Annotated in this window: 34 protein-coding genes; all 34 read left to right on the top strand. The window is 50.2% G+C overall.

Annotated features, from left to right (window positions below):
• Nucleotides 1-130 precede the first annotated feature (130 nt).
• The 34 genes from AAF463_RS17790 (at nucleotide 131) to rpsM (ending at nucleotide 18,850) form a co-directional block, all read left to right on the top strand.
• The gene (locus tag AAF463_RS17790; RefSeq protein ID WP_007886240.1) at nucleotides 131-853 is read left to right on the top strand and encodes a transcriptional regulator; all 723 of its coding nucleotides are present in this window, start codon (nucleotides 131-133) and stop codon (nucleotides 851-853) included.
• A complete protein-coding gene (gene tusD / locus AAF463_RS17785) occupies nucleotides 853-1,239 on the top strand; it encodes a sulfurtransferase complex subunit TusD (protein ID WP_350261210.1) in 387 nt (128 codons plus the stop codon). The genes AAF463_RS17790 and tusD overlap by 1 nt, the downstream gene beginning before the upstream one ends.
• Complete coding sequence (gene tusC / locus AAF463_RS17780; protein ID WP_101762635.1) at nucleotides 1,239-1,598, top strand: sulfurtransferase complex subunit TusC; 360 nt, start codon at nucleotides 1,239-1,241, stop codon at nucleotides 1,596-1,598. The genes tusD and tusC overlap by 1 nt, the downstream gene beginning before the upstream one ends.
• 9 nt (nucleotides 1,599-1,607) lie before the next feature.
• Complete coding sequence (tusB, locus tag AAF463_RS17775) at nucleotides 1,608-1,895, top strand: sulfurtransferase complex subunit TusB (protein WP_137386634.1); 288 nt, start codon at nucleotides 1,608-1,610, stop codon at nucleotides 1,893-1,895.
• Between the two features lie 126 nt (nucleotides 1,896-2,021).
• Entirely contained in the window at nucleotides 2,022-2,396 is a 375-nt protein-coding gene (rpsL, locus tag AAF463_RS17770) for a 30S ribosomal protein S12 (protein WP_006120575.1), read from the top strand.
• Between the two features lie 96 nt (nucleotides 2,397-2,492).
• Nucleotides 2,493-2,963, top strand: a complete 471-nt coding sequence (gene rpsG, locus AAF463_RS17765) for a 30S ribosomal protein S7 (RefSeq protein ID WP_007886246.1) — start codon at nucleotides 2,493-2,495, stop codon at nucleotides 2,961-2,963.
• Nucleotides 2,964-3,056: 93 nt separating this feature from the next.
• Nucleotides 3,057-5,171 (top strand): elongation factor G, encoded by a 2,115-nt coding sequence (gene fusA, locus AAF463_RS17760; protein ID WP_101762633.1) that lies wholly within the window; start codon nucleotides 3,057-3,059, stop codon nucleotides 5,169-5,171.
• Between the two features lie 69 nt (nucleotides 5,172-5,240).
• Nucleotides 5,241-6,425, top strand: a complete 1,185-nt coding sequence (gene tuf, locus AAF463_RS17755) for an elongation factor Tu (RefSeq protein WP_110867595.1) — start codon at nucleotides 5,241-5,243, stop codon at nucleotides 6,423-6,425.
• Nucleotides 6,426-6,603: 178 nt separating this feature from the next.
• The gene (gene bfd, locus AAF463_RS17750) at nucleotides 6,604-6,798 is read left to right on the top strand and encodes a bacterioferritin-associated ferredoxin (RefSeq protein ID WP_008104746.1); all 195 of its coding nucleotides are present in this window, start codon (nucleotides 6,604-6,606) and stop codon (nucleotides 6,796-6,798) included.
• A gap of 105 nt (nucleotides 6,799-6,903) precedes the next feature.
• A complete protein-coding gene (gene bfr, locus AAF463_RS17745) occupies nucleotides 6,904-7,386 on the top strand; it encodes a bacterioferritin (RefSeq protein WP_101762566.1) in 483 nt (160 codons plus the stop codon).
• Between the two features lie 313 nt (nucleotides 7,387-7,699).
• On the top strand, nucleotides 7,700-8,011 hold the full coding sequence (rpsJ, locus tag AAF463_RS17740; RefSeq protein WP_006120582.1) for a 30S ribosomal protein S10: 312 nt from the start codon (nucleotides 7,700-7,702) through the stop codon (nucleotides 8,009-8,011).
• 32 nt (nucleotides 8,012-8,043) lie between these two features.
• Nucleotides 8,044-8,670 carry a 50S ribosomal protein L3 gene (gene rplC, locus AAF463_RS17735; RefSeq protein WP_008104741.1) on the top strand — a complete coding sequence of 209 codons (627 nt, stop codon included), beginning with the start codon at nucleotides 8,044-8,046 and terminating at the stop codon, nucleotides 8,668-8,670.
• Nucleotides 8,671-8,680: 10 nt separating this feature from the next.
• On the top strand, nucleotides 8,681-9,286 hold the full coding sequence (gene rplD, locus AAF463_RS17730; RefSeq protein WP_007891650.1) for a 50S ribosomal protein L4: 606 nt from the start codon (nucleotides 8,681-8,683) through the stop codon (nucleotides 9,284-9,286).
• Nucleotides 9,283-9,585 (top strand): 50S ribosomal protein L23, encoded by a 303-nt coding sequence (gene rplW / locus AAF463_RS17725; RefSeq protein ID WP_007891652.1) that lies wholly within the window; start codon nucleotides 9,283-9,285, stop codon nucleotides 9,583-9,585. Before rplD ends, rplW begins: the two co-directional genes overlap by 4 nt.
• Before the next feature lie 17 nt (nucleotides 9,586-9,602).
• Complete coding sequence (gene rplB / locus AAF463_RS17720; RefSeq protein WP_007891654.1) at nucleotides 9,603-10,424, top strand: 50S ribosomal protein L2; 822 nt, start codon at nucleotides 9,603-9,605, stop codon at nucleotides 10,422-10,424.
• 16 nt (nucleotides 10,425-10,440) lie between these two features.
• Nucleotides 10,441-10,719, top strand: coding sequence for a 30S ribosomal protein S19 (gene rpsS, locus AAF463_RS17715; protein WP_001138115.1), 279 nt, complete (start codon nucleotides 10,441-10,443; stop codon nucleotides 10,717-10,719).
• Between the two features lie 13 nt (nucleotides 10,720-10,732).
• On the top strand, nucleotides 10,733-11,065 hold the full coding sequence (gene rplV / locus AAF463_RS17710) for a 50S ribosomal protein L22 (protein WP_007891659.1): 333 nt from the start codon (nucleotides 10,733-10,735) through the stop codon (nucleotides 11,063-11,065).
• A 17-nt stretch (nucleotides 11,066-11,082) separates the two neighbouring features.
• Nucleotides 11,083-11,781, top strand: a complete 699-nt coding sequence (gene rpsC, locus AAF463_RS17705; protein WP_007891660.1) for a 30S ribosomal protein S3 — start codon at nucleotides 11,083-11,085, stop codon at nucleotides 11,779-11,781.
• Nucleotides 11,782-11,793: 12 nt separating this feature from the next.
• A complete protein-coding gene (gene rplP, locus AAF463_RS17700) occupies nucleotides 11,794-12,204 on the top strand; it encodes a 50S ribosomal protein L16 (protein WP_015962145.1) in 411 nt (136 codons plus the stop codon).
• Nucleotides 12,204-12,392 carry a 50S ribosomal protein L29 gene (gene rpmC, locus AAF463_RS17695; RefSeq protein WP_007891662.1) on the top strand — a complete coding sequence of 63 codons (189 nt, stop codon included), beginning with the start codon at nucleotides 12,204-12,206 and terminating at the stop codon, nucleotides 12,390-12,392. Before rplP ends, rpmC begins: the two co-directional genes overlap by 1 nt.
• Nucleotides 12,392-12,646, top strand: a complete 255-nt coding sequence (gene rpsQ, locus AAF463_RS17690; protein ID WP_007891663.1) for a 30S ribosomal protein S17 — start codon at nucleotides 12,392-12,394, stop codon at nucleotides 12,644-12,646. Before rpmC ends, rpsQ begins: the two co-directional genes overlap by 1 nt.
• A gap of 169 nt (nucleotides 12,647-12,815) precedes the next feature.
• Nucleotides 12,816-13,187 (top strand): 50S ribosomal protein L14, encoded by a 372-nt coding sequence (gene rplN, locus AAF463_RS17685; RefSeq protein WP_006120590.1) that lies wholly within the window; start codon nucleotides 12,816-12,818, stop codon nucleotides 13,185-13,187.
• 10 nt (nucleotides 13,188-13,197) lie between these two features.
• Entirely contained in the window at nucleotides 13,198-13,512 is a 315-nt protein-coding gene (gene rplX, locus AAF463_RS17680; protein ID WP_007891664.1) for a 50S ribosomal protein L24, read from the top strand.
• Nucleotides 13,513-13,526: 14 nt separating this feature from the next.
• Nucleotides 13,527-14,066, top strand: a complete 540-nt coding sequence (gene rplE, locus AAF463_RS17675) for a 50S ribosomal protein L5 (RefSeq protein WP_007891665.1) — start codon at nucleotides 13,527-13,529, stop codon at nucleotides 14,064-14,066.
• A gap of 14 nt (nucleotides 14,067-14,080) precedes the next feature.
• Nucleotides 14,081-14,386 carry a 30S ribosomal protein S14 gene (gene rpsN / locus AAF463_RS17670; protein ID WP_007891666.1) on the top strand — a complete coding sequence of 102 codons (306 nt, stop codon included), beginning with the start codon at nucleotides 14,081-14,083 and terminating at the stop codon, nucleotides 14,384-14,386.
• Between the two features lie 32 nt (nucleotides 14,387-14,418).
• A complete protein-coding gene (gene rpsH / locus AAF463_RS17665) occupies nucleotides 14,419-14,811 on the top strand; it encodes a 30S ribosomal protein S8 (RefSeq protein WP_007891668.1) in 393 nt (130 codons plus the stop codon).
• Nucleotides 14,812-14,824: 13 nt separating this feature from the next.
• Nucleotides 14,825-15,358 (top strand): 50S ribosomal protein L6, encoded by a 534-nt coding sequence (gene rplF, locus AAF463_RS17660; RefSeq protein WP_008104735.1) that lies wholly within the window; start codon nucleotides 14,825-14,827, stop codon nucleotides 15,356-15,358.
• A gap of 9 nt (nucleotides 15,359-15,367) precedes the next feature.
• Complete coding sequence (rplR, locus tag AAF463_RS17655) at nucleotides 15,368-15,721, top strand: 50S ribosomal protein L18 (protein ID WP_008104733.1); 354 nt, start codon at nucleotides 15,368-15,370, stop codon at nucleotides 15,719-15,721.
• A 14-nt stretch (nucleotides 15,722-15,735) separates the two neighbouring features.
• Nucleotides 15,736-16,236 (top strand): 30S ribosomal protein S5, encoded by a 501-nt coding sequence (gene rpsE / locus AAF463_RS17650; RefSeq protein ID WP_007891679.1) that lies wholly within the window; start codon nucleotides 15,736-15,738, stop codon nucleotides 16,234-16,236.
• Nucleotides 16,237-16,241: 5 nt separating this feature from the next.
• A complete protein-coding gene (gene rpmD, locus AAF463_RS17645; protein ID WP_007891681.1) occupies nucleotides 16,242-16,421 on the top strand; it encodes a 50S ribosomal protein L30 in 180 nt (59 codons plus the stop codon).
• A 3-nt stretch (nucleotides 16,422-16,424) separates the two neighbouring features.
• On the top strand, nucleotides 16,425-16,859 hold the full coding sequence (gene rplO / locus AAF463_RS17640; protein ID WP_007891684.1) for a 50S ribosomal protein L15: 435 nt from the start codon (nucleotides 16,425-16,427) through the stop codon (nucleotides 16,857-16,859).
• A gap of 7 nt (nucleotides 16,860-16,866) precedes the next feature.
• Entirely contained in the window at nucleotides 16,867-18,198 is a 1,332-nt protein-coding gene (gene secY / locus AAF463_RS17635) for a preprotein translocase subunit SecY (RefSeq protein ID WP_007891686.1), read from the top strand.
• 32 nt (nucleotides 18,199-18,230) lie between these two features.
• A complete protein-coding gene (gene rpmJ / locus AAF463_RS17630) occupies nucleotides 18,231-18,347 on the top strand; it encodes a 50S ribosomal protein L36 (RefSeq protein ID WP_004160566.1) in 117 nt (38 codons plus the stop codon).
• Nucleotides 18,348-18,493: 146 nt separating this feature from the next.
• A complete protein-coding gene (rpsM, locus tag AAF463_RS17625) occupies nucleotides 18,494-18,850 on the top strand; it encodes a 30S ribosomal protein S13 (protein ID WP_034830736.1) in 357 nt (118 codons plus the stop codon).
• Nucleotides 18,851-18,866 lie beyond the last annotated feature (16 nt).

Genomic DNA, 18,866 nt, shown 5'->3' with positions numbered 1-18,866 from the left:
GCGGAGAAGAGAGTAAAGGTCTGGCTAAAGACCAGCACATTTGCCAGACTAGCGCCTGCACAATTATCACAATATGAGTCTGCCCCAATGCTGTCGAGACAGGCTCCAGCCATTTAGGGTAATGTCTTCGATGTCTAATCCATTCAATCCCGGTGAACTGACTGACTTCGATTTACTGGAGCAACGTCCGTTCGAGCAAGCAGATTACGATATCCTCAAATCCTACGAAGCCGTTGTCGATGGCCTGGCGATGTTGATTGGCTCGCACTGCGAAATCGTGCTTCATTCGCTGGAAGATTTGAAGTGTTCTGCGGTGCGTATCGCCAACGGTGAACATACCGGGCGTAAAGTGGGTTCGCCGATTACCGATTTAGCGCTGCGTATGCTGCACGATATGCACGGCGCCGACAGCAATGTCTCCAGAGCCTACTTCACGCGCGCGAAAAGCGGTGTGCTGATGAAATCGGTCACGATCGCGATTCGTAATCGCCAGCAGCGCGTTATTGGCTTGCTGTGCATCAACATGAACCTCGACGTTCCGTTCTCGCAGATTATGTCGACCTTTATGCCGCCGGAGATGCAGCAGGTGGATTCCAACGTCAACTTTGCCAGCTCGGTGGAAGATCTGGTGATGCAGACGCTTGAGTTCGCGATTGAAGAAGTGAGCGCTGACCGTAACGTCTCTAATAATGCTAAGAATCGCCAGATCGTGCTCAATATGTATGAGAAGGGTATCTTCGACATTAAAGATGCGATTAACCAGGTGGCCGATCGCCTCAATATCTCCAAGCACACGGTTTACCTCTACATTCGCCAGTTTAAAAGCGGTGATTTTCAGGGGCAGGATCGTTAATGCGCTACACCTTGCTGGTCACCGGACCGGCATACGGCACGCAACACGCCAGCAGCGCGCTGCTGTTTGCGCGCGCACTCATTAAGGCCGGGCACCAGCTGGAGAGCGTGTTCTTCTATCGTGAAGGCGTGTTGAATGCCAACCAACTGAGCGCGCCGGCCAGCGATGAGGTGGATATGGTGCGTGAATGGCAGCAATTGCGCGCTGAGAGTGGCGCCGCGCTGAATATCTGCGTGGCCGCAGCATTACGTCGTGGCGTAACCGACGCGCATGAAGCCGCGCGCTTGCAACTGGCGGGCAGTAACTTGCAGCCGGGTTTTGAACTCAGCGGTTTGGGCGCATTGGCAGAAGCCGCGCTCAGCTGCGATCGTCTGGTGCAATTCTGATGAACCGCGTGGCTTTTCTATTTACTCAGGCACCGCACGGCAGCAGCGCGGGCAGGGAAGGGCTGGATGCTGTGCTGGCGACGGGCGCGCTAAGCGAAGATATCGGTCTGTTCTTTATCGGGGATGGCGTGCTGCAGCTCAATCGCGACCAACAACCTGAGCAAATTCTGGCGCGTAACTACATCGCGACCTTTGGCGTGCTGGAGTTGTACGATATTGACCAGTGTTTTGTCTGCGCCGATTCGCTGCTGGCGCGCGGGCAGAGTTTGACGGCTGAACGTGTGTTGGCTGCTGAGGTGCTGGAGGCCGCATCGCTACGCGAAAAGCTGGCTTCCTATCATCGTGTTATTCGATTCTGAGAACTGATCATGCTCTACACGCTGTTGCAATCTCCCTGGCAATGCGACCTCGATAGCCTGCTGCTTTTATTGCAGGAAGGCGACGATCTACTTTTATTGCAGGATGGCGTCAGCGCCGCTTTGGCTGGCAGCCAAATGTTAATCAAGCTCAGCGCGTCGCCGGCTACGCTGTGGGTATTAGAAGAAGATGTGGGCGCGCGCGGCCTGGATGAGCAAATTTCGACCAATGTAGCACGTTTGGACTATACTGGTTTCGTTGCGATGACAGCGAAGCATCCACAACAAGTGGCCTGGTAAGAGCGAAAACCTGGTTATTTCTTGACACCCTTTTGACACAGCCCTAAAATTCTGCCTCCTCGTAGTAATACGAGGCGATTTATTACGTGTTTACGAAGCAAAAAGCTAAATCCCAGGAGCTATTTAATGGCAACAGTTAACCAGCTGGTTCGCAAACCACGCGTACGCAAAGTTGCAAAGAGCAACGTGCCTGCGCTGGAAGCTTGCCCGCAGAAACGTGGTGTATGTACTCGTGTGTACACCACTACCCCTAAAAAACCAAACTCAGCACTGCGTAAAGTTTGCCGTGTGCGTTTGACCAACGGTTTTGAAGTTACCTCCTACATCGGTGGTGAAGGTCATAACCTGCAGGAACACTCAGTGATCCTGATCCGTGGCGGTCGTGTTAAAGACTTGCCAGGTGTGCGTTACCACACCGTTCGTGGCGCGCTGGACTGCTCAGGTGTTAAAGACCGTAAGCAGTCACGCTCCAAGTACGGCGTGAAGAAGCCAAAGGCTTAATGGTTCTCCGTTAAGTAAGGCCAAACGTTTTAACTTAAATGTCAAACTAAACTCGTAGAGTTTTGGACAATCCTGAATTAACAACGGAGTATTTCCATGCCACGTCGTCGCGTCATTGGTCAGCGTAAAATTCTGCCGGATCCTAAGTTCGGATCAGAGCTGCTGGCTAAATTTGTAAATATCCTGATGGTAGATGGTAAAAAATCTACTGCTGAATCTATCGTCTATACCGCGCTTGATACCCTGGCTCAACGCGCTGGTAAAGATGGCCTGGAAGCGTTCGAGGTTGCTCTCGAAAACGTACGTCCGACTGTCGAAGTTAAGTCACGTCGCGTTGGTGGTTCTACCTACCAGGTTCCAGTTGAAGTCCGTCCGGTTCGTCGTAATGCCCTGGCAATGCGTTGGATCGTAGAAGCTGCTCGTAAACGCGGTGATAAATCTATGGCTCTCCGCCTGGCGAACGAACTTTCTGATGCTGCAGAGAACAAAGGTACTGCAGTTAAGAAACGTGAAGACGTTCACCGCATGGCTGAAGCCAACAAGGCGTTCGCACACTACCGCTGGTAACAGCAACGTAGTTGTTATAAACCCAGCGGGCGTCCCAGTGACTCACCTGCTGGGCTTTTTTAACTTAGAACGTCTAAGAATCAGAGGAATCAAATGGCTCGTAAAACACCCATTGAGCGCTACCGTAACATTGGTATCAGTGCGCACATCGACGCCGGTAAGACTACAACTACCGAACGTGTTCTGTTCTACACCGGTGTAAACCACAAAATCGGTGAAGTTCATGACGGCGCAGCAACCATGGACTGGATGGAGCAGGAGCAGGAACGTGGTATTACCATCACGTCTGCTGCGACTACCTGTTTCTGGTCTGGTATGGCTAAGCAGTTTGAACCACACCACGTAAACATCATCGACACCCCGGGACACGTTGACTTCACCATCGAAGTTGAGCGTTCTATGCGTGTGCTTGATGGCGCAGTAATGGTTTACTGTGCAGTTGGTGGTGTTCAGCCACAGTCTGAAACCGTATGGCGTCAGGCTAACAAATATAAAGTTCCACGCATCGCGTTCGTTAACAAAATGGACCGCATGGGTGCTAACTTCCTGAAAGTTGTTGACCAGATGAAAGTGCGCTTGGGTGCAAACCCAGTTCCACTTCAGCTGGCTATCGGCGCAGAAGAAGGTTTCACCGGTGTTGTTGACCTGGTGAAAATGAAAGCGATCAACTGGAACGATGCCGATCAGGGCGTTACCTTCGTTTACGAAGATATTCCAGCTGATATGCAGGAACTGGCTGAAGAGTGGCGTGCGAAGCTGGTTGAAGCCGCTGCTGAAGGTTCTGATGAGCTGATGGAGAAGTTCTTCGGCGGTGAAGAACTGACCGAAGAAGAGATTAAAACTTCTCTGCGTAAGCGCGTTCTGAAAAACGAAATCATCCTGGTTACCTGTGGTTCTGCATTTAAGAACAAAGGTGTTCAGGCGATGCTGGATGCGGTAGTTGAATACCTGCCAGCACCGACTGACGTTACCGCGATTAACGGTATGCTGGACGACGGTAAAGACACGCCGGCTGAGCGTCATTCCGATGACAAAGAGCCGTTTGCTGCACTGGCGTTCAAAATCGCTACCGACCCGTTTGTTGGTAACCTGACCTTCTTCCGCGTTTACTCTGGTGTTGTTAACACCGGTGACACCGTGTTCAACCCGGTTAAGTCAAACCGTGAGCGTCTGGGCCGTATCGTTCAGATGCACGCGAACAAACGCGAAGAGATCAAGGAAGTTCGTGCGGGCGATATCGCCGCTGCGATCGGTCTGAAAGACGTAACCACTGGTGACACCCTGTGTGACCCAGACAACGTCATCATTCTTGAGCGTATGGAATTCCCTGAGCCGGTAATCTCTATCGCCGTTGAGCCGAAAACCAAAGCTGACCAGGAAAAAATGGGTCTGGCTCTGGGTCGTCTGGCGAAAGAAGATCCATCATTCCGCGTATGGACTGATGAAGAAACCAACCAGACCATCATCGCAGGTATGGGTGAGCTGCACCTCGACATCATCGTTGACCGCATGAAGCGTGAATTCAACGTTGAAGCGAACGTCGGTAAACCTCAGGTTGCTTACCGTGAAGCGATTCGCGCGAAAGTTACCGATATCGAAGGTAAACACGCCAAGCAGTCTGGTGGTCGTGGTCAGTATGGTCATGTTGTTATCGACATGTACCCACTGGAGCCGGGCGTTAATCCGAAAGGTTACGAATTTGTCAACGATATCAAGGGCGGTGTGATTCCAACTGAATACATCCCTGCGGTTGATAAAGGTCTCCAGGAGCAGCTGAAATCAGGTCCACTGGCTGGTTATCCGGTAGTTGATCTGGGTGTTCGTCTGCACTTCGGTTCATACCATGATGTCGACTCCTCTGAGCTGGCGTTTAAACTGGCTGCTTCTTTAGCCTTTAAAGATGGCTTTAAGAAAGCACAACCTGTTCTGCTTGAGCCAATCATGAAGGTTGAAGTAGAGACTCCGGAAGAGAACACCGGTGACGTTATCGGTGACCTTAGCCGTCGTCGTGGTATGCTCAAAGGACAGGAATCTAACGCTACTGGCGTTCAGATCCATGCTGAAGTTCCGCTGTCTGAAATGTTCGGATATGCAACCCAGCTGCGTTCTCTGACCAAAGGCCGTGCTTCTTACTCCATGGAGTTCCTGAAGTACGATGATGCGCCGAACAACGTCGCTCAGGCCGTTATTGAAGCTCGTAGCAAATAAGCTACGGTTTAAAAATTGTGAACTGATGCCTTCATGACTCATGAAGGCACAACGTAAGGAATTATCGCCATGGCGAAAGAGCAATTTCAGCGTAACAAACTGCACGTAAACGTGGGCACTATCGGTCACGTCGACCACGGTAAAACCACCCTGACTGCAGCAATTACTACCGTACTGGCTAAAACCTACGGCGGTAAGGCAAGCAAATTCGATGAGATCGATAAAGCGCCAGAAGAGAAAGCACGTGGTATCACCATCAACACTTCTCACGTTGAATATGAAACCCCGTCTCGCCACTATGCGCACGTTGACTGCCCAGGCCACGCCGACTATGTGAAAAACATGATCACCGGTGCTGCGCAGATGGACGGCGCGATCCTGGTTGTTGCTGCGACTGATGGCCCAATGCCACAGACCCGTGAGCACATCCTGCTGGGTCGTCAGGTTGGCGTTCCTTACATCATCGTGTTCCTGAACAAGTGCGACATGGTTGATGATGAAGAGCTGCTGGAACTGGTAGAGATGGAAGTACGTGACCTGCTGTCAGCTTATGACTTCCCAGGCGACGACACTCCAATCGTACGTGGTTCTGCTCTGAAAGCGCTGGAAGGCGATGCTGAGTGGGAAGCTAAGATCATTGAGCTGGCTGAGCACCTGGATACTTACATCCCAGAGCCAGTTCGTGCAATCGACAAGCCGTTCCTGCTGCCAATCGAAGACGTATTCTCAATCTCTGGCCGTGGTACCGTTGTTACCGGTCGTGTTGAGCGCGGTATCGTTAAAGTGGGCGACGAAGTTGAAGTTGTTGGCCTTAAAGACACTGTGAAATCAACCTGTACTGGCGTTGAAATGTTCCGCAAACTGCTGGACCAGGGTCAGGCAGGCGAGAACTGTGGTGTTCTGCTGCGTGGTATCAAGCGTGAAGACATCGAGCGTGGCCAGGTTCTGGCTAAGCCGGGTTCAATCAAGCCACATACCCAGTTCACTTCAGAAGTTTACGTTCTGTCTAAAGATGAAGGCGGCCGTCATACTCCGTTCTTCAAAGGCTACCGTCCTCAGTTCTACTTCCGTACTACTGACGTGACCGGTGACGTTCAACTGCCAGAAGGCGTTGAGATGGTAATGCCTGGCGACAACGTAAAAATGACCGTTACTTTGATCAAGCCAATCGCTATGGATCAGGGTCTGCGTTTTGCAATCCGTGAAGGCGGCCGTACTGTTGGTGCGGGTGTTGTTGCTGAAATTATCGCTTAATTGCGTTAATGTCGATGGCTGTTTCGGCAGTCATCGCAGCATGAAAAAGAGCACTTCGGTGCTCTTTTTTTATGTCTGAATTTTGCCGTTTCGATTAATCCCACATAAAAGCTGCGTTTGAAATAAAAACCATTCTCATTTACAATTTGATCATAAATTGTACGGGAGTCCGCAGTAAATGTACGTCTGCTTGTGTAATGCCGTGAGTGATAAAACTCTGCGCGAAGTGGTTCGCCGCTATCAACCCAAATCGATTCAACAATTGCGCCAGTTGGTTCCCATTGGAAAGCAATGTGGCAAGTGCGTGCGGTTTGCGCGTGAAATTATGGAAGATGAACTGCAAAACGTGCCGCTCTACAAAGAGATAGCTTAATAAAATAATTCTGCACTTCCTAATACCCACAATAACTGTCGCGTTTTTTTGACTTCCTTTCATCCGCATCTACGCTCTATTTAGTTGGAAGCGGAGGAAGCAAAAATGAAGGGCGACAGTAAAATCATATTTCATCTCAACAAATTGCTGGGGAATGAACTGGTTGCGATTAATCAGTACTTCCTTCATGCGCGTATGTTCAAAAATTGGGGTCTGACCCGGCTCAATGACGTTGAGTATCATGAGTCAATCGATGAAATGAAACATGCGGACAAATACATCGAACGCATTCTTTTTCTTGAAGGAATTCCTAACCTGCAAGATCTAGGTCGATTACGCATCGGTGAAGACGTGCCGGAAATGCTGCAATCTGACCTGGCATTAGAACTGGAAGGCGCAAAGGATTTGCGTGAGGCGATAGCCTATGCCGACAAGGTTCATGACTACGTTAGCAGAGACATGATGATTGAGATTCTTACGGAAGAGGAAGGGCACATAGACTGGCTGGAAACGGAACTCGATCTGGTGAACAAACTCGGCCTGCAAAATTATCTTCAGTCTCAATTAAAAGATCAGAACGAACATTAGCCATATGCCCATCGTCACGCAAGCCCGCTCAGTCAAAACGATTGCTGCGGGTTTTTTTCGGTCTGTAACCAGATTGATGTGGTTAAAAACACAACACGGGTTGCTTCCTGAACTGATTTACGTATAATGCGCGGGCCTGCCGATATTGGTGTGGCGCGATTCGAGCAGAATCGCAGGGGATAGCTGTTTATGTATCGCCTAACAATACTCCCAATTGGGGAGTTATATGCTGAACGATTACACTCCTCCATCAATCGTAATGGATGCGGGTAGTAATTCTTTTCGTTTATAAAATGTTTGGAGCCTTGGTCTCATGTCGAACCAAAGAATCCGTATCCGTCTTAAAGCGTTTGATCATCGCCTGATCGATCAATCAACCGCGGAAATCGTTGAGACTGCCAAGCGCACTGGTGCGCAGGTACGTGGTCCGATCCCGCTGCCAACCCGCAAAGAGCGTTTTACCGTTCTGATCTCTCCGCACGTTAACAAAGACGCGCGTGATCAGTACGAAATCCGCACTCACAAGCGTCTGGTAGACATCGTTGAGCCAACTGAAAAAACCGTTGATGCTCTGATGCGTCTGGACCTGGCTGCCGGTGTTGACGTGCAGATCAGCCTGGGTTAATCAGGTCATCGAGCGATTGAGAGGTTGATACAATGATTGGTTTAGTCGGTAAAAAAGTGGGTATGACCCGCATCTTCACTGAAGATGGCGTTTCAATCCCAGTAACCGTTATCGAAGTTGAAGCAAACCGCGTTACTCAGGTCAAAGGCCTGGACAACGATGGTTACCAAGCTATTCAGGTTACCACCGGTGCTAAAAAAGCAAGCCGTGTGAGCAAGCCTGAAGCAGGTCATTTTGCTAAAGCTGGCGTTGACGCTGGCCGTGGTCTGTGGGAATTCCGCACCGAAGGTGAAGATTTCTCTGTTGGCCAGAGCATCAGTGTTGAAATTTTCGCTGACGTTAAAAAAGTAGACGTGACCGGTACCTCTAAAGGTAAAGGTTTCGCAGGTACCGTTAAGCGCTGGAACTTCCGTACCCAGGATGCTACACACGGTAACTCCTTGTCACACCGCGTTCCGGGTTCTATCGGTCAGAACCAGACTCCGGGCAAAGTGTTCAAAGGCAAGAAAATGGCTGGTCAGCTGGGTAATGAGCGCGTAACCGTTCAGAGCCTGGAAGTAGTACGTGTTGACGCTGAGCGCAACCTGCTGCTGGTCAAAGGTGGCGTCCCGGGTGCAACTGGGTGCGATCTGATTGTTAAACCAGCTGTGAAGGCGTAAGGGGATAGCAATGGAATTAGTACTGAAAGACGCGCAGAGCGCGCTGACTGTTTCCGAAACTACCTTCGGTCGTGATTTCAACGAAGCGCTGGTTCACCAGGTTGTTGTTGCTTATGCTGCTGGTGCTCGTCAGGGTACTCGTGCGCAGAAGACTCGTGCTGAAGTTACTGGTTCAGGCAAAAAGCCTTGGCGCCAGAAAGGTACCGGCCGTGCGCGTTCAGGTTCTGTAAAGAGCCCGATCTGGCGTTCAGGTGGCGTAACCTTCGCTGCACGTCCACAGGACCACAGTCAAAAAGTTAACAAAAAGATGTACCGCGGCGCGCTGAAAAGCATTCTGTCCGAGCTGGTACGTCAGGACCGTCTGATCGTTGTCGAGACGTTCTCTGTAGAAGCGCCTAAAACTAAGCTGCTGGTACAGAAACTGAAAGACATGGCGCTGCAAGATGTGCTGATCATCACCGGTGAACTGGATGAGAATCTGTTCCTGGCTGCGCGTAACCTGTACAAGGTTGACGTGCGTGATGCAGCGGGCATCGACCCAGTTAGCCTGATCGCCTTCGACAAAGTCGTTATGACTGCGGAAGCAGTTAAGCAAGTTGAGGAGATGCTGGCATGATCCGTGAAGAACGTCTGCTGAAAGTAGTGCGTGCACCGCACGTATCAGAAAAAGCATCTACTGCGATGGAAAAAACCAATACCATCGTTCTCAAAGTTGCTAAAGACGCGACCAAAGCAGAGATCGTTGCTGCTGTTGAGAAGCTGTTCGAAGTGGAAGTTAAAGACGTAAACACCCTGGTAGTTAAAGGGAAAGTTAAGCGTCACGGACAGCGTATCGGTCGTCGTAGCGACTGGAAAAAAGCTTACGTCACCCTGAAGGAAGGCCAGAATCTGGACTTCGTCGGCGGCGCTGAGTAAGTCGGAGGAGAAAGACAATGGCAGTTGTTAAATGTAAACCGACATCTCCGGGTCGTCGCCACGTAGTTAAAGTGGTGAACCCAGAGCTGCACAAGGGCAAACCATTTGCTCCGCTGGTAGAAAAAAACAGCAAATCCGGTGGTCGTAACAACAATGGTCGTATCACTACCCGTCATATCGGTGGTGGTCACAAGCAGGCTTACCGTATTGTTGACTTCAAACGCAACAAAGATGGTATCCCAGCAGTTGTTGAGCGTCTTGAGTACGATCCGAACCGTTCTGCGAACATCGCACTGGTTCTGTACAAAGATGGCGAGCGCCGTTACATCCTGGCCCCTAAAGGCCTGAAAGCCGGCGATCAGATTCAATCTGGCGTTGATGCTGCGATTAAAGCAGGTAACACCCTGCCGATGCGTAACATCCCGGTGGGTTCTACCGTTCATAACGTAGAAATGAAACCAGGCAAAGGCGGTCAGATTGCTCGCTCAGCTGGTACTTACGTGCAGATCGTTGCGCGTGAAGGTTCCTACGTTACCCTGCGTCTGCGTTCAGGCGAAATGCGCAAAGTTGAATCCGAATGTCGTGCAACTCTTGGCGAAGTTGGCAACTCTGAGCACATGCTGCGCGTACTGGGTAAAGCTGGTGCAACCCGTTGGCGTGGTGTTCGTCCTACCGTTCGCGGTACTGCGATGAACCCAGTCGATCACCCGCACGGTGGTGGTGAAGGTCGTAACTTTGGTAAGCACCCGGTAACTCCGTGGGGCGTTCAGACCAAAGGTAAGAAGACCCGTAGCAACAAGCGTACTGATAAATTTATCGTACGTCGCCGTAGCAAATAATTTTAGAGGATAAGCCATGCCACGTTCTCTCAAGAAAGGTCCTTTTATTGACCTGCACTTGCTGAAGAAGGTAGAGAAAGCGGTGGAAAGCGGTGACAAGAAGCCCCTGCGCACTTGGTCCCGTCGTTCAACGATCTTCCCTAACATGATCGGTTTGACCATCGCTGTCCATAATGGTCGTCAGCACGTTCCTGTCTTTGTTTCCGACGAAATGGTCGGCCACAAACTGGGTGAATTTGCACCGACACGTACTTATCGCGGCCATGCTGCAGATAAGAAAGCCAAGAAGAAATAAGTAGGAGGAAGAGATGGAAACTATTGCTCAACATCGCCATGCTCGTTCTTCTGCTCAGAAGGTTCGCCTGGTGGCAGACCTGATTCGCGGTAAGAAAGTGTCGCAGGCTCTGGATATTCTGACCTACACCAACAAGAAAGCTGCTGTGTTGGTTAAGAAAGTCCTGGAATCTGCCATTGCGAACGCCGAACACAACGATGGCGCTGATATCGACGATCTGAAAGTCGCGAAAATCTTCGTAGACGAAGGCCCAAGCATGAAGCGCATTATGCCGCGTGCGAAAGGTCGTGCAGATCGCATCCTGAAGCGCACCAGCCACATTACTGTGGTTGTGTCCGATCGCTGAGACTCTGGAGACTAGCAATGGGTCAGAAAGTACATCCTAATGGTATTCGCCTGGGTATTGTAAAACCATGGAACTCTACCTGGTTTGCGAACACCAAAGAATTCGCTGACAACCTGGACAGCGATTTTAAAGTCCGTCAGTTCCTGACCAAGGAACTGTCTAAAGCGTCTGTATCTCGTATCGTTATCGAGCGTCCGGCTAAGAGCATCCGTGTGACTATTCACACTGCTCGCCCGGGTATCGTTATCGGTAAAAAAGGTGAAGACGTAGAAAAACTGCGTACGGTCGTCGCGAAAATCGCTGGCGTTCCTGCACAGATCAACATCGCCGAAGTCCGTAAGCCGGAACTGGACGCTAAATTGGTTGCTGATAGCATCACTTCACAGCTGGAGCGTCGTGTGATGTTCCGTCGTGCTATGAAGCGTGCTGTACAGAACGCAATGCGTCTGGGCGCGAAGGGTATTAAAGTCGAAGTCAGCGGCCGTTTGGGCGGTGCCGAGATCGCACGTACCGAATGGTACCGTGAAGGTCGCGTACCGTTGCACACACTGCGTGCAGACATTGACTACAACACCTCTGAAGCGCACACCACTTATGGTGTAATCGGCGTTAAGGTATGGATCTTCAAAGGCGAGATCCTGGGTGGTATGGCTGCTGTTGAACAACCGGAACCGGCTGCTCAACCTAAAAAGCAGCAGCGTAAAGGCCGTAAGTAAGGAGAGTCGCTGATGTTACAACCAAAGCGTACGAAATTCCGTAAAGTGCACAAAGGCCGCAACCGTGGTCTGGCGCAAGGTACGGATGTCAGCTTCGGTACTTTCGGTCTGAAAGCTGTTGGCCGTGGTCGTCTGACTGCACGTCAGATCGAAGCAGCACGTCGTGCTATGACCCGTGCAGTTAAGCGTCAAGGTAAAATTTGGATCCGTGTATTCCCGGACAAACCAATTACCGAGAAGCCGCTGGAAGTGCGTATGGGTAAAGGTAAGGGTAACGTGGAGTATTGGGTTGCCCTCATTCAACCGGGTAAAGTCCTGTATGAAATGGACGGAGTTTCGGAAGAATTGGCCCGTGAAGCCTTCAAGCTGGCAGCAGCAAAACTGCCTATCAAAACCACCTTTGTTACTAAGACGGTGATGTAATGAAAGCAAATGAGCTGCGTGAAAAAAGCGTTGAAGAGCTGAATACTGAGCTACTTAACCTGCTGCGTGAGCAGTTTAACCTGCGCATGCAAGCAGCATCCGGCCAACTTCAGCAAACCCATCTGCTGAAAGAAGTTCGCCGTAATGTTGCACGTGTTAAGACTTTACTGACTGAGAAGGCGGCGTAATGACCGATAAAATCCGTACTCTGCAGGGTCGTGTTATTAGTGACAAAATGCAGAAATCTGCAGTTGTTGCTATCGAACGTGTCGTGAAACACCCGATCTACGGTAAATTCATCAAGCGTACGACTAAGCTGCACATCCATGACGAGAACAATGAATGCGGTATTGGTGACGTGGTTGAAATCCGCGAAACCCGTCCGCTGTCCAAGACTAAGTCTTGGACGCTGGTTCGCGTTGTAGAGAAAGCGGTTCTGTAATAGAATCCGTTTCCTCTAAAAAATAAAACGAACGGCTCGTCTGAGCCGTTCGTTTTTTCTACCCATGTGCGAGAACCGGTGTTATAATGCCGCGCCCTCAATTATGGGGCTTTTTAACGACCTGAGGTTTGGGTCCCGAAGTAGTAGTTGACATTAGCGGAGCACTAAAATGATCCAAGAACAGACTATGCTGAACGTCGCCGACAACTCCGGTGCACGTCGCGTAATGTGTATCAAGGTTCTGGGTGGCTCGCACCGTCGCTACGCAGGCGTCGGCGATATCATCAAAGTGACCATCAAGGAAGCAATTCCTCGTGGCAAGGTGAAAAAAGGTGATGTCCTGAAAGCGGTAGTGGTGCGCACCAGGAAGGGTGTTCGTCGCCCGGACGGTTCTGTCATTCGCTTCGATGGTAATGCATGCGTTATTTTAAACAATAACAGCGAGCAACCTATCGGTACGCGTATTTTTGGGCCGGTAACTCGTGAACTTCGTACTGAAAAGTTCATGAAAATTATCTCTCTGGCACCAGAAGTACTCTAAGGAGCGAGCAATGGCAGCGAAAATCCGTCGTAACGACGAAGTTATCGTGCTTACCGGCAAAGACAAAGGTAAACGCGGTAAAGTAAAGAACGTCCTGACTTCTGGTAAAGTCATCGTTGAAGGTATCAACCTGGTTAAGAAACATCAGAAGCCGGTTCCGGCCCTGAACCAGCCAGGTGGCATCGTTGAAAAAGAAGCGGCTATTCAAGCTTCCAACGTTGCACTCTTCAATGCGGCAACCGGCAAGGCTGACCGTGTAGGCTTTAGATTCGAAGACGGCAAAAAAGTCCGTTTCTTCAAGTCTAATAGCGAAACTATCAAGTAATTTGGAGTAGTACGATGGCGAAACTGCATGATTACTACAAAGACGAAGTAGTCCAGAAACTCATGACAGAGTTCGGCTACAATTCTGTCATGCAAGTCCCTCGGGTCGAGAAGATCACCCTGAACATGGGTGTTGGTGAAGCGATCGCTGACAAGAAACTGCTGGATAACGCAGCAGCTGACCTGGCAGCAATCTCCGGTCAAAAACCGCTGATCACCAAAGCACGCAAATCAGTTGCAGGCTTCAAAATCCGTCAGGGCTATCCGATCGGCTGTAAAGTAACTCTGCGCGGTGAGCGTATGTGGGAGTTCTTTGAGCGTCTGATCACTATTGCTGTACCACGTATTCGTGACTTCCGCGGTTTATCTGCTAAGTCGTTCGACGGTCGTGGTAACTACAGCATGGGCGTTCGTGAGCAGATCATCTTCCCAGAAATCGATTATGACAAAGTCGATCGCGTTCGTGGTTTGGATATTACCATTACCACTACTGCGAAATCTGATGATGAAGGCCGTGCTCTGCTGGCTGCCTTTGAATTCCCATTCCGCAAGTAAGGTAGGGTTACTTAATGGCTAAGCAATCGATGAAAGCACGCGAAGTTAAGCGTGTGAAATTAGCAGACAAGTTCTTCGCCAAGCGCGTTGAACTGAAAGCGATCATTTCTGATGTGAACGCATCCGACGAAGATCGTTGGGATGCCGTTCTCAAGCTGCAGAGTCTGCCGCGTGATTCCAGCCCTTCCCGTCAGCGTAACCGCTGCCGTCAGACAGGTCGTCCGCACGGTTTCTTGCGGAAGTTTGGGTTGAGCCGTATCAAGGTCCGTGAAGCCGCAATGCGCGGTGAAATCCCGGGTCTTAAAAAGGCTAGCTGGTAATTGTCACCATTTGAATCACGGGAGTAACACAGATGAGCATGCAAGATCCGATCGCGGATATGCTGACCCGTATCCGTAACGGTCAGGCCGCGAACAAAGTTGCGGTCTCTATGCCTTCCTCCAAGCTGAAAGTGGCAATTGCCAACGTGCTGAAGGAAGAAGGCTATATTGAAGATTTTAAAATCGAAGGCGATATCAAGTCTGAGCTGGAAGTTACTTTAAAGTATTTCCAGGGCAAGGCTGTGGTAGAGAGCATTCAGCGTGTTAGTCGTCCAGGTCTGCGCATCTATAAGAAAAAAGATGAGCTGCCAAAAGTAATGGCTGGTCTGGGCATCGCTGTAATCTCTACCTCTAAAGGTGTCATGACTGATCGTGCAGCGCGCCAAGCTGGTCTTGGTGGCGAAATTATCTGCTACGTAGCGTAATCGGAGGAATAAAATGTCTCGTGTTGCAAAAGCACCTGTCGTTGTTCCTGCGGGCGTAGAGGTAAAACTCAGCGGTCAGGAAGTTTCGATCAAAGGCAAAAACGGCGAGCTGACTCGTACTATCAACAGTGCTGTAGAAGTTAAGCATGCAGACAACGCCCTGACTTTCGCTCCACGCGAAGGTTATGCGGATGGTTGGGCACAAGCAGGTACTGCTCGTGCGCTGCTGAACGGCATGGTTATCGGTGTTACCGAAGGCTTCACCAAGAAGCTGCAACTGGTTGGTGTTGGTTATCGTGCAGCTGTTAAAGGCAACTCTGTGAGCTTGGCCCTGGGCTTCTCTCACCCTGTTGACCATGCACTGCCGGCCGGCATCACTGCTGAATGTCCAACTCAGACTGAGATCGTGCTGAAAGGCGCAGATAAACAGCTGATTGGTCAGGTTGCAGCTGATCTGCGCGCCTACCGTCGTCCTGAGCCTTATAAAGGCAAGGGTGTTCGTTACGCCGACGAAGTCGTGCGTACCAAAGAGGCTAAGAAGAAGTAAGGTAACACTATGGATAAGAAATCTGCTCGTATCCGTCGTGCGACCCGTGCACGTCGCAAGCTCAAAGAGCTGGGTGCTACTCGCCTGGTGGTACATCGTACCCCGCGTCATATCTACGCACAGGTGATCGCCCCGAACGGTTCCGAAGTTCTGGTTGCTGCTTCTACTGTAGAAAAAGCTATTGCCGAACAACTGAAGTATACCGGTAACAAAGACGCCGCTGCAGCTGTAGGTAAAGCTCTGGCTGAGCGCGCTGTTGAGAAAGGCATTACTAATGTCTCTTTCGACCGTTCCGGGTTCCAATATCATGGTCGTGTCCAGGCACTGGCAGATGCTGCCCGTGAAGCTGGCCTTCAGTTCTAAGGTAGAGGTCTAAGATGTCAAACATCGAGAAACAAGCTGGCGAACTGCAGGAAAAACTGATCGCGGTAAACCGTGTATCTAAAACTGTAAAAGGTGGTCGTATTTTCTCCTTCACCGCACTGACTGTAGTGGGTGATGGTAACGGCCGCGTTGGTTTTGGTTACGGTAAAGCGCGTGAAGTTCCAGCAGCGATCCAGAAAGCGATGGAGAAAGCCCGTCGCAATATGATTAACGTCGCGCTGACTCACGGTACCCTGCAGCACCCTGTTAAAGGTGCTCACACAGGTTCTCGTGTGTTCATGCAGCCAGCTTCTGAAGGTACCGGTATCATCGCCGGCGGTGCAATGCGCGCCGTTTTAGAAGTTGCTGGAGTACATAACGTTCTTGCTAAAGCGTATGGTTCTACCAACCCGATTAACGTGGTTCGTGCAACTATCGATGGCTTGGGCAATATGAATTCTCCGGAAATGGTCGCTGCCAAGCGTGGTAAATCCGTTGAAGAAATTCTGGGGTAATCACGATGGCTAAGACAATTAAAATTACACAAACCCGCAGTTCAATCGGCCGCCTGCCTAAGCACAAAGCGACTCTGGTTGGCTTGGGTCTGCGTCGCATCAATCACACCGTTGAGCGTGAAGATACGCCTGCTGTACGCGGTATGATTAACGCGATTTCCTACATGCTGAAAGTGGAGGAGTAAGAGATGCGTTTAAACACTCTGTCTCCGGCCGAAGGGTCTAAACACGCTTCTAAGCGTCTGGGTCGTGGTATCGGTTCTGGCCTCGGTAAAACTGGTGGTCGTGGTCACAAAGGGCAGAACTCTCGTTCTGGCGGTGGCGTACGTCGCGGTTTCGAGGGTGGCCAGATGCCTCTGTACCGTCGTCTGCCGAAATTCGGTTTCACCTCTCGCAAAGCAATGATCACGACAGAAGTTCGTCTGTCTGATCTGGCGAAAGTTGAAGGCGGTATTGTTGACCTGAATACGCTGAAAGCGGCCAATATTATCGGTGTTCAGATTGAATTCGCGAAAGTGATTCTTTCTGGTGAAGTTTCTGCACCGGTAACGGTTCGCGGTCTGCGTGTCACCAAAGGTGCTCGTGCTGCAATCGAAGCTGCTGGCGGTAAAATCGAGGAATAAGTAGCAGATGGCAAAGCAACCGGGATTAGATTTTCAAAGTGCCAAAGGTGGCTTTGGTGAACTGAAGCGCAGACTGTTGTTTGTAATCGGTGCACTCATTGTCTTCCGAATTGGCTCTTTTATTCCAATCCCCGGTATCGATGCCACTGTACTTGCCAAACTGCTTGAGCAACAGCGTGGCACCATCATTGAAATGTTCAACATGTTCTCTGGTGGTGCTCTCAGTCGTGCCTCAATCTTCGCTCTGGGTATTATGCCGTATATTTCGGCTTCTATTATTATCCAGCTGCTGACGGTGGTTCATCCAGCGTTAGCTGAGATTAAGAAAGAGGGTGAAGCTGGTCGTCGCAAGATTAGCCAGTACACTCGCTACGGCACACTGGTTCTGGCTGTATTCCAGTCGATCGGTATTGCTACCGGTTTACCGAATATGCCTGGAATGCAGGGGCTGGTAATGAATCCAGGCTTTGCATTCTACTTTACCGCTGTTGTAAGTCTGGTTACTGGGACAATGTTCCTGATGTGGCTGGGCGAACAGATTACTGAGCGAGGTATCGGTAACGGTATCTCGATCATTATCTTCGCAGGTATTGTTGCGGGACTTCCGCCGGCCATTGGCCATACCATCGAGCAAGCGCGGCAAGGTGACCTGCACTTCCTTCTGTTGCTGTTGGTTGCAGTTCTAGTATTTGCAGTGACGTTCTTTGTTATTTTCGTCGAGCGTGGCCAGCGCCGCATCGTGGTCAACTACGCTAAACGTCAGCAAGGTCGTCGTGTATATGCTGCACAGAGCACACATTTACCGTTGAAAGTGAATATGGCGGGTGTAATCCCAGCTATTTTTGCTTCCAGCATTATTCTGTTCCCGGCGACCATAGCATCATGGTTCGGGGGCGGTACCGGTTGGAACTGGCTGACAACAATTTCGCTGTATTTGCAACCAGGACAGCCGCTTTATGTGCTACTCTATGCGACTGCAATCATCTTCTTCTGTTTCTTCTACACGGCGTTGGTTTTCAACCCACGTGAAACAGCAGATAACCTGAAGAAGTCTGGTGCATTCGTACCGGGAATTCGTCCGGGAGAGCAAACGGCGAAGTACATCGATAAAGTAATGACACGTCTGACCTTAATCGGCGCACTGTATATTACTTTTATCTGCCTGATCCCGGAGTTCATGCGTGATGCTATGAAAGTTCCATTCTACTTTGGCGGCACATCGCTGCTCATCGTAGTGGTCGTCATCATGGACTTTATGGCTCAAGTGCAAACTCTGATGATGTCGAGTCAGTACGAGTCTGCATTGAAGAAAGCTAACCTGAAGGGCTACGGCCGTTAATTCGGGTGCTTGAGAAGTTACGGAGAGTAAAAATGAAAGTTCGTGCTTCCGTCAAGAAATTATGTCGTAACTGCAAAATCATTCGCCGCGACGGTGTCGTACGTGTGATCTGCAGCGCCGAGCCAAAGCATAAACAGCGCCAAGGCTGATATTGTCACATATTTTTCTTGCAAAGTCGGGTTGAGCTGGCTAGATTAGCCAGCCAATCTTTTGTATGTCGATGCGTTACCATTTGAGTATCCTGAAAACGGGCTTTTCAGCATGGGACGCATTTGTTTAATTATAGGAGTGCATAGTGGCCCGTATAGCAGGCATTAACATTCCTGATCAAAAACATACCGTTATCGCATTAACTTCGATTTTCGGTATCGGTAAAACTCGTTCTAAAGCCATCTGCGCTTCAACGGGTATTGCTGAAAATGTTAAGATCAGAGAGCTGTCTGAAGAACAAATTGAACAGCTGCGTGAAGCAGTTGGTAAATTCGTTGTTGAAGGTGATCTGCGCCGTGAAATCACCCTGAGCATCAAGCGTCTGATGGACCTTGGTTGCTATCGTGGTTTACGCCATCGTCGTGGTCTGCCAGTTCGCGGTCAGCGTACTAAGACCAATGCACGTACCCGTAAGGGTCCGCGTAAACCGATCAAGAAATAATCGGGGTGAGTAAATA

Source organism: Pantoea sp. BJ2 (assembly GCF_040255075.1).
In the GTDB taxonomy this organism is placed as follows: Bacteria; Pseudomonadota; Gammaproteobacteria; order Enterobacterales; family Enterobacteriaceae; genus Pantoea; species Pantoea leporis.
The sequence above is the reverse complement of the archived record's forward strand: the minus strand, read 5'-3'. Positions and strand labels throughout refer to the sequence as shown.

Coding starts and splice junctions, on each gene's coding strand:
- fusA (WP_101762633.1), top strand. CDS start 3,057: ATGGCTCGTAAAACACCCATTGAGCGCTACCGTAACATTGGTATCAGT.
- rplR (WP_008104733.1), top strand. CDS start 15,368: ATGGATAAGAAATCTGCTCGTATCCGTCGTGCGACCCGTGCACGTCGC.
- rplB (WP_007891654.1), top strand. CDS start 9,603: ATGGCAGTTGTTAAATGTAAACCGACATCTCCGGGTCGTCGCCACGTA.
- rplN (WP_006120590.1), top strand. CDS start 12,816: ATGATCCAAGAACAGACTATGCTGAACGTCGCCGACAACTCCGGTGCA.
- rpsC (WP_007891660.1), top strand. CDS start 11,083: ATGGGTCAGAAAGTACATCCTAATGGTATTCGCCTGGGTATTGTAAAA.
- rpsE (WP_007891679.1), top strand. CDS start 15,736: ATGTCAAACATCGAGAAACAAGCTGGCGAACTGCAGGAAAAACTGATC.
- rpsN (WP_007891666.1), top strand. CDS start 14,081: ATGGCTAAGCAATCGATGAAAGCACGCGAAGTTAAGCGTGTGAAATTA.
- rplF (WP_008104735.1), top strand. CDS start 14,825: ATGTCTCGTGTTGCAAAAGCACCTGTCGTTGTTCCTGCGGGCGTAGAG.
- tusD (WP_350261210.1), top strand. CDS start 853: ATGCGCTACACCTTGCTGGTCACCGGACCGGCATACGGCACGCAACAC.
- bfd (WP_008104746.1), top strand. CDS start 6,604: ATGTACGTCTGCTTGTGTAATGCCGTGAGTGATAAAACTCTGCGCGAA.
- rpsQ (WP_007891663.1), top strand. CDS start 12,392: ATGACCGATAAAATCCGTACTCTGCAGGGTCGTGTTATTAGTGACAAA.
- rpsL (WP_006120575.1), top strand. CDS start 2,022: ATGGCAACAGTTAACCAGCTGGTTCGCAAACCACGCGTACGCAAAGTT.
- rplV (WP_007891659.1), top strand. CDS start 10,733: ATGGAAACTATTGCTCAACATCGCCATGCTCGTTCTTCTGCTCAGAAG.
- rpsJ (WP_006120582.1), top strand. CDS start 7,700: ATGTCGAACCAAAGAATCCGTATCCGTCTTAAAGCGTTTGATCATCGC.
- rpmC (WP_007891662.1), top strand. CDS start 12,204: ATGAAAGCAAATGAGCTGCGTGAAAAAAGCGTTGAAGAGCTGAATACT.
- bfr (WP_101762566.1), top strand. CDS start 6,904: ATGAAGGGCGACAGTAAAATCATATTTCATCTCAACAAATTGCTGGGG.
- rpsS (WP_001138115.1), top strand. CDS start 10,441: ATGCCACGTTCTCTCAAGAAAGGTCCTTTTATTGACCTGCACTTGCTG.
- rpsG (WP_007886246.1), top strand. CDS start 2,493: ATGCCACGTCGTCGCGTCATTGGTCAGCGTAAAATTCTGCCGGATCCT.
- rpmJ (WP_004160566.1), top strand. CDS start 18,231: ATGAAAGTTCGTGCTTCCGTCAAGAAATTATGTCGTAACTGCAAAATC.
- AAF463_RS17790 (WP_007886240.1), top strand. CDS start 131: ATGTCTAATCCATTCAATCCCGGTGAACTGACTGACTTCGATTTACTG.
- rplO (WP_007891684.1), top strand. CDS start 16,425: ATGCGTTTAAACACTCTGTCTCCGGCCGAAGGGTCTAAACACGCTTCT.
- rpmD (WP_007891681.1), top strand. CDS start 16,242: ATGGCTAAGACAATTAAAATTACACAAACCCGCAGTTCAATCGGCCGC.
- rplC (WP_008104741.1), top strand. CDS start 8,044: ATGATTGGTTTAGTCGGTAAAAAAGTGGGTATGACCCGCATCTTCACT.
- tusB (WP_137386634.1), top strand. CDS start 1,608: ATGCTCTACACGCTGTTGCAATCTCCCTGGCAATGCGACCTCGATAGC.
- secY (WP_007891686.1), top strand. CDS start 16,867: ATGGCAAAGCAACCGGGATTAGATTTTCAAAGTGCCAAAGGTGGCTTT.
- tusC (WP_101762635.1), top strand. CDS start 1,239: ATGAACCGCGTGGCTTTTCTATTTACTCAGGCACCGCACGGCAGCAGC.
- rplW (WP_007891652.1), top strand. CDS start 9,283: ATGATCCGTGAAGAACGTCTGCTGAAAGTAGTGCGTGCACCGCACGTA.
- tuf (WP_110867595.1), top strand. CDS start 5,241: ATGGCGAAAGAGCAATTTCAGCGTAACAAACTGCACGTAAACGTGGGC.
- rplE (WP_007891665.1), top strand. CDS start 13,527: ATGGCGAAACTGCATGATTACTACAAAGACGAAGTAGTCCAGAAACTC.
- rpsH (WP_007891668.1), top strand. CDS start 14,419: ATGAGCATGCAAGATCCGATCGCGGATATGCTGACCCGTATCCGTAAC.
- rplX (WP_007891664.1), top strand. CDS start 13,198: ATGGCAGCGAAAATCCGTCGTAACGACGAAGTTATCGTGCTTACCGGC.
- rplD (WP_007891650.1), top strand. CDS start 8,681: ATGGAATTAGTACTGAAAGACGCGCAGAGCGCGCTGACTGTTTCCGAA.
- rplP (WP_015962145.1), top strand. CDS start 11,794: ATGTTACAACCAAAGCGTACGAAATTCCGTAAAGTGCACAAAGGCCGC.